General features: G+C 43.0%; 5 protein-coding genes. 1 reads left to right on the top strand and 4 read right to left on the bottom strand.

The features are described 5' to 3' along the window. The coding region (locus AACQ17_RS04545; protein WP_094167533.1) for an IS4 family transposase at positions 1–1,037 on the top strand (1,037 nt) is incomplete at its 5' end. Positions 1,038–1,077: 40 nt separating this feature from the next. Here the strand turns inward: AACQ17_RS04545 and AACQ17_RS04540 are convergent. The 4 genes from AACQ17_RS04540 to AACQ17_RS04525 form a co-directional block, all read right to left on the bottom strand. Next, a complete protein-coding gene (locus AACQ17_RS04540; RefSeq protein ID WP_017045183.1) occupies positions 1,078–1,596 on the bottom strand; it encodes a cytochrome b in 519 nt (172 codons plus the stop codon). 166 nt (positions 1,597–1,762) lie between these two features. Continuing rightward, entirely contained in the window at positions 1,763–3,301 is a 1,539-nt protein-coding gene (locus tag AACQ17_RS04535; protein ID WP_017048073.1) for a SpoVR family protein, read from the bottom strand. A gap of 12 nt (positions 3,302–3,313) precedes the next feature. Next, positions 3,314–4,585: a YeaH/YhbH family protein gene (locus tag AACQ17_RS04530; protein ID WP_017042294.1), complete on the bottom strand. Its 1,272-nt coding sequence runs from the start codon at positions 4,583–4,585 to the stop codon at positions 3,314–3,316. An 82-nt stretch (positions 4,586–4,667) separates the two neighbouring features. Continuing rightward, positions 4,668–6,600: PrkA family serine protein kinase (locus tag AACQ17_RS04525; RefSeq protein WP_141201428.1), on the bottom strand; the 1,933-nt coding region annotated here is incomplete at its 5' end.

Here is a 6,600-nt window from a genome sequence, read left to right as displayed (position 1 = left end):
TTGGTGAATCAGCGGCTAAAGCGCTTTTTGAGTGTACGCAAAGTCATTGGTTCAAACAGGCTAACTTACCAAACTGGAACGGACTTACGTTACTGGGTGTTGATGGGGTTTTATGGAGAACAGAAGACTCGAAAGACAATGCTGAAGCGTTTGCCAAGCCTACCAATCGTGATGGTAAAGAAACACAGTACCCACAGGTGCGCATGGTCTGTCAGATGGAGCTGAGCAGTCATTTAATCACAGGCAGTGCTTTTGACTGTTATACCGTCAATGAAATGAAGCTGGCAGAGCAGCTTATCGAAACGACCCCCGATAACAGCTTAACGCTCTTCGACAAAGGCTTTTACTCCCTAGGTTTACTTCAAGCATGGCGTTCGCACGGCATCAATCGCCATTGGCTTATCCCGATGAAAAAAGGGCTGATTTATGAAGTTGTTCAGTCTTTTGGCCGACAAGATAAACTGATAAAACTGAAGAGTAATCCGCAAGCGCGTAAGAAATGGCCAGAGCTAGAAGAAGAGGTTGTGGTACGTTTAATCACGAGAGTCAAAGAGGGGAAGCAATACGATGTTCTCACCTCAATGGCTGACCCTATGCTTTATCCCAAATCAGATATAGTCGGTTTATATGAATACCGTTGGGAAATTGAACTGGGGTACCGAGAGCAAAAACAATACATGCTGGGTAACCGCCTTACACTGCGAAGCCGACTCCCAGAGCTCGTGAGACAAGAGCTCTGGGGAATACTACTGACATACAACTTAGTCAGATATCAAATGGTGCAGATGTGTAATACGTTGAATGGAGACTACTTGCCATACCAACTTAGCTTCAATGGAGCGTTAGCCCACATCATGCGCCTAATAGTGGGGCTTCCCTACTCGTCACCGGGAGCCATACCGAGGCAACTCCAAAACTTCTATGCAATGAGTGGGAGCTTAATACTTGAGCCAAGGCGAGAAAGAGCCTTCCCTAGAGTCGTGAAGAAAAAGCCAAGCCGATATCCTAGAAAATACAATGCCGCTCACCTTAAGTGAACGGCATTAGCAATTATGCTCCTTTTTATCACTGAGTTAATCACGGTTTTATGCGTGCCATGACCTGATCTTTTACGATGAAGTGATGATAAAGAGCCGCTGCGATATGACCACCGATAACAGTCAATACAATCACCTGCATTACTTCCCCGTGTAAAGTTTTCCCTATGTTATAAAGCCAATCACTCTTACCTATCAATGAGGGAATAGCATCGCCTGCCAGAGTTAATGTCCGACCTTTTCCTGCAAAACGAAGATAACCACTGATTGGAACAAGCAATGTAAGGAGGTAAAGGGCAGCATGCGCTCCATATAGCAGTTTCTGCATAAGGTCACTTTCATACACTGGCGCTGGTGCTGTTGTGCTTAGTTTTACGGCTAAACGAATCATCGATAATCCAAAAACAGCGACTCCAAACCATGCATGTAAGTTCAGCCATAACACTCGCATTTCGCTACCTTTATCGGAGAATGAACGAAATGAATCGCTTAAAAACAGCAATACGAACAGTAATGCTATAACCCAGTGTATAGCGATGATGATTTTGTTGTGCTTCATTAGTTAAATACCCTTATAAATATTGGTGATTTTATTTAAGCAAATATTTAATGAATGAAATGTGAACAAAGCTGTAAGGATGTATTACAAATATTTTTTTAATAAAAAATGCGCAACGAATGAGGTCGCGCATTATGAAGTCGATATTTAAGGTAACGACTTGTTCTTATGTGCCACGTTCGCCGTGTGGTGGGCAAGTCGCTAAAATTTCACGTCGGCCACTCTCTTTGACTTCCTCTAAAATGACATCAAACCCCCATAAGCGGTAAAGGTGTTTTAGTACCTCATGACAGCTTTGATCTAAAGGAATTCTATCGTGTGGAACGTGTTGAAGCGTCAGTGAACGATCACCACGTACATCCACGTTATAAACTTGAATATTCGGTTCTAAATTACTGAGATTGTACTGTGCCGCAAGCTTTTCACGGATGGCGTGATAGCCAATATCATCGTGAATGGCACTAACTTCAATAAAATTCTTGCGATCGTCATCCACAATGGCAAACAGCTTGAAATCGCGCATTACTTTAGGTGAAAGATACTGGCTAATGAAGCTCTCGTCCTTAAAGTTGTGCATAGCAAAATGAAGCGCATCTAACCATTCTGTGCCAGCAAGCTCAGGAAACCATTCCCTATCTTCATCGGTTGGCTCTTCACAAATACGTTTAATATCTCGGAACATAGCAAAGCCAAGTGCATATGGATTGATGCCACTAAAATAGGGGCTGTTGTAAGAAGGTTGTGCGACGACACTGGTGTGGCTGTGTAGAAACTCAAGAATGAATTTCTCAGAAACAAAACCTTCATCATAAAGGTGATTCAAGATAGTGTAGTGCCAGAATGTGGCCCAGCCTTCATTCATCACTTGCGTCTGTTTTTGTGGGTAAAAATATTGGCTTATTTTCCTCACAATACGAACGATCTCCCGTTGCCATGGCTCAAGCAGTGGCGCATGTTTCTCAATGAAATAAAGAATGTTTTCTTGTGGCTCACTTGGAAAACGAACTTTAAGATCTTCTTCTTTGGTTTTTGCTTTGGGCACGGTGCGCCACAGTTCATTAACTTGTGATTGTAGATAAGCTTCGCGCTCTTCTTGACGTGCTTTTTCTTCTGCTATCGATATTTTTTCAGGTCGTTTATAGCGGTCAACACCATAATTCATTAACGCGTGGCATGAGTCGAGCAGCGATTCGACTTCGGGTACGCCATATTTTTCTTCGCATTCTGAAATGTAGTTTTTGGCAAACAAGAGATAGTCAATGATAGAACTCGCATCCGTCCAAGTTTGGAAAAGGTAGTTGCCTTTGAAAAACGAGTTGTGACCATAGCAAGCGTGCGCCATCACTAAGGCTTGCATAGTGACGGTGTTTTCTTCCATTAAATAGGCAATGCATGGGTCTGAGTTAATAACGATCTCATACGCGAGCCCCATTTGGCCATGTTTGTAACCTTGTTCCGTTTGAATAAATTTTTTGCCAAATGACCAGTGGCTGTAATTAATCGGCATGCCAATGCTGGAGTAGGCATCCATCATCTGCTCGGAGGTAATAACTTCAATTTGATTGGGGTAAGTATCGAGACGATAAAACTCAGCTACCCGGCGTATTTCAGTATGGTATTTCTCCAAAAGCTCAAACGTCCAGTCAGGCCCGTCTGGTAACAATTTGCTCTTGCGTTTTGAAGTACCTTTCGCTTTTGTTGTCATTAGTATGCCTCCCTAAGCTGTTTCCTTTTGGAATAGCTCCCTAAATACAGGGAATATGTCATCCACGGTGCGAATGTTTTTAATCGCAAAATTGCCAAATGAGGGTTGTAATTTTTCGTACTCGTGCCACAAGGTTTGGTGTGAGCGACGAGTGATTTCAATATAAGCGTAATACTGGCAATATGGCAGAAGCTTATTGGTGAGGAGTTCTTTACAACGAGGCGAATCATCAGCCCAGTTATCACCATCGGATGCTTGAGCTGCGTAGATGTTCCATTCGCCGAGTGGGTAGCGTTGTTCAATGATTTCATGCATTAATTTCAGGGCGCTAGAAACAATCGTGCCACCGGTCTCTTGAGAGTAGAAGAACTCGTGCTCATCCACCTCTTTGGCTTGCGTATGGTGACGAATAAACACCACTTCGACATTTTCATAAGTGCGAGTTAAAAATAGATACAGCAACACGTAAAAACGTTTGGCAATATCTTTAGTCGCTTGATCCATTGAACCCGACACATCCATTAAGCAGAACATAACAGCTTGGCTCGATGGAATGGGGCGTTTTTCAAAGTTTTTGAAACGTAGGTCAAACGTATCAATAAACGGCACACTTTCAATTTTTTTACGCAACGCTTCGATTTCTTGCTTAAGTCGCTTCTCTTCTAATACTTGAGCGGGCTCTCTATTTTGAATGCGCAGTAACTCTTCTTCTAACTCCCCCATTAAACGACGTTTTCCCGCTGTCATTGCGGTGCGGCGAGCCAGTGATTGTTGCAAAGAGCGAACTACAGCAATGTTCGACGGTACACCTGCCGTTTTGAAACCCGCGCGATGAGTTTTCCATTCTGTAATCTTATTGATTTGATTTTTTTCTAGATTAGGCAATTCCAGATCTTCAAACAGTAGATCAAGATATTCATCTTTAGAGATTTGGAAAATAAATTCATCTTGGCCTTCGCCATCAGCACTCGCATCACCTTGTCCTGAACCATTGCCTTGTCCGCCACCTTTAGGTCTCTCAATTTTATCACCAGTAATAAACTGGTCATTACCCGGGTGAACCCGTTCTTTCAGGCCGCCTTTTCCTTGATGAAACACGGGTTCTTTGATGTCGTGATTTGGGATCGACACATCTTCGCCAGACTCGGTGTTGGTGATGGAGCGACGATTCACTGCGTCTGCAACAGATTCTTTGATCTGCTCTTTATGACGGCGTAAAAAGCGTTGTCTATTGACCGCGCTTTTGTTTTTACCGTTCAATCTTCTATCGATAAATTGCGCCATGAGTATCCCCTTGAAAACGTCACCTTTACGTTAGCCATTGTTGGTATGGCTAACGCATGTACAGGTTTTGGTTTGCTTGAAGTTAAGAAGATTTACGGACGCGTAAATACCACTCAGACAACAGCCTTACTTGTTTTTCTGTATAACCTTTCTCCATCATACGAGCGACAAAATCGTCGTGTTTTTTCTGATCATCCGATGAGGTTTTGGCATTAAAAGAGATAACAGGAAGTAGCTCTTCGGTATTTGAGAACATTTTTTTCTCAATGACGGTACGCAGTTTTTCGTAACTGGTCCAAACCGGATTTTGTCCATTGTTGTGCGCTTTCGCACGCAGTACAAAATTGACGATTTCATTTCGGAAATCTTTCGGGTTACTAATGCCTGCTGTTTTCTCGATTTTTTCTAACTCGTTATTGAGCGATGAACGATCGAAAAGTTGGCCAGTTTCAGGATCACGATACTCTTGGTCTTGGATCCAGAAATCAGCATAAGTAACGTAGCGGTCAAAAATATTTTGACCATATTCAGAGTAAGATTCCAAATAAGCCGTTTGAATCTCTTTACCAATGAACTCGACATAACGAGGCACTAAGTAGCCTTTTAAAAACTCCATATATCGTTCAGCGATTTCTTGAGGGAACTGCTCGCGTTCAACTTGCTGTTCGATGACATAGAACAGATGAACGGGGTTAGCCGCAACTTCCGTTTGGTCAAAGTTGAATACGCGCGACAGTATTTTAAAGGCAAAGCGAGTCGATAAACCAGACATCCCTTCGTCAACACCTGCGTAGTCACGATACTCTTGATAGCTTTTTGCTTTTGGATCGGTATCTTTTAGCGTTTCACCATCGTAGACGCGCATTTTAGAGAAGAGTGACGAGTTTTCCGGCACTTTTAGGCGCGAGAGGATACTAAATTGACCAAGTAATTCTAGTGTGCTTGGTGAGCATGGCGCTTTGGATAGTTCACTGTGTTCAAGCAGTTTTTGGTAAATTTTCACTTCTTCCGAGACGCGTAAACAGTAAGGGACTTTAACGATATAAACCCGGTCCAAAAACGCTTCGTTGTTTTTGTTGTTACGGAATGTCTGCCACTCAGATTCGTTTGAGTGCGCTAAAATCATGCCATCAAAGGGTAGGGCGGATAACCCTTCTGTACCGTTGAAGTTTCCTTCTTGCGTGGCGGTTAAGAGTGGGTGAAGCACCTTAATTGGCGCTTTGAACATCTCAACAAACTCCATTAACCCTTGGTTGGCTTTACAGAGTGCACCGGAATAGCTATATGCATCGGGGTCATCTTGCGAGAAATGCTCGAGTTTTCGAATATCCACTTTCCCAACCAGTGACGAAATGTCTTGGTTGTTTTCATCACCGGGCTCTGTTTTTGCGACGGCAATTTGATCGAGAATTGAAGGTCGTACTTTGACCACTTTGAATTTGGAAATATCGCCACCAAACTCGTGTAAGCGTTTGGCCGCCCAAGGTGATGTAATTGAGCGTAAATAGCGTTTTTCTATCCCATATTCCTGCTTGAGGATTTCGCCATCTTCAACCACATCAAACAGACAAAATGGGTGGTCATTGACTGGGCTACGAACGCCATTTGCAGACAAAACATAAATAGGCATTTGTTGCATTAAAGCTTTGAGTTTCTCCGCCAGTGAAGATTTACCGCCACCAACTGGACCGAGTAGATAAAGAATTTGTTTTCTTTCTTCTAAACCTTGGGCAGCGTGTTTGAGGTAGGAAACAATCTGTTCTATGGCTTCTTCCATGCCATAGAAATCCTCAAAAGTTTTATAACGAGAAATCACCCGGTTAGAGAAAATACGACTCAATCGGGGGTGTTTTGCTGTGTCTATCAGCTCAGGCTCACCAATCGCCATTAACAGCCGCTCTGCTGCATTGGCATAAGCACTTTTATCTTCTTTACACAGAGCTAAAAACTCTTGCAGTGATAGCTCTTCATCCTTGGCGGCTTCATAGCGTGCCTGAAAGTGGTCAAAAATACTC

This window comes from Vibrio sp. V10_P2A27P122, from assembly GCF_963874335.1.
GTDB lineage: Bacteria > Pseudomonadota > Gammaproteobacteria > Enterobacterales > Vibrionaceae > Vibrio > Vibrio anguillarum.
This window is presented reverse-complemented; position numbering and strand designations above follow the sequence as displayed.

Bases quoted from the DNA above. Each gene is read 5' to 3' on its own strand.
- AACQ17_RS04540 (WP_017045183.1), bottom strand. From the start codon at position 1,596: ATGAAGCACAACAAAATCATCATCGCTATACACTGGGTTATAGCATTA.
- AACQ17_RS04535 (WP_017048073.1), bottom strand. From the start codon at position 3,301: ATGACAACAAAAGCGAAAGGTACTTCAAAACGCAAGAGCAAATTGTTA.
- AACQ17_RS04530 (WP_017042294.1), bottom strand. From the start codon at position 4,585: ATGGCGCAATTTATCGATAGAAGATTGAACGGTAAAAACAAAAGCGCG.